The organism is Staphylococcus sp. 231237_7MaSpsaltlick (genome assembly GCF_043107035.1).
This window is the reverse complement of sequence record NZ_JBICNX010000354.1, coordinates 1-469: the sequence shown is the minus strand read 5'-3', so window position 1 is coordinate 469 and position 469 is coordinate 1. Positions and strand designations below refer to the sequence as shown.

Annotated in this window: 1 protein-coding gene; it reads left to right on the top strand. The window is 28.1% G+C overall.

Annotated features, from left to right (window positions below):
- Nucleotides 1-192 (top strand): DUF1643 domain-containing protein (locus ACF91D_RS31855; protein ID WP_392438717.1); only part of this gene is annotated, 192 nt, incomplete at its 5' end.
- Between the last annotated feature and the right edge of the window lie 277 nt (nt 193-469).

The following is a 469-nucleotide window of genomic DNA, read 5'->3' as shown; positions in this document are numbered from 1 at the left end:
GAAGCAGATGAAGTTATATTAGCTTGGGGTGCTTACGCTAAAAAAGCTTGTATTGAGTCTAGGGTCAATGAAGTGTTGGAAATGTTGAAACCTCATAAGAAGAAAGTAAAGCAACTTATTAATCCTGAAACAAATGAAATCATGCATCCACTTAATCCTAAAGCACGTCAAAAATGGGTAGTGAAAGCTTAACAAGTTAAAAATATTATTCATAAAATAAAGTTATTTTGTAGCTTTTCACATTATTAACATTTATTTTTAAAAAAGAGTATACAAATATTGCAAAATCAATTAAAATAATTATATAGTAATCCGATTCTATATATATAAATTAAGGAGCTAAAAAATGAACTTTCAAAATCAGTCCAAAAACCCAAATGCCTTTCCGAATGTGAGTCAAAGTGATAAGACAATGGCCATGTTAATATGGATATTAAATATATTCACAGGATTTATTGGTCCATTAATT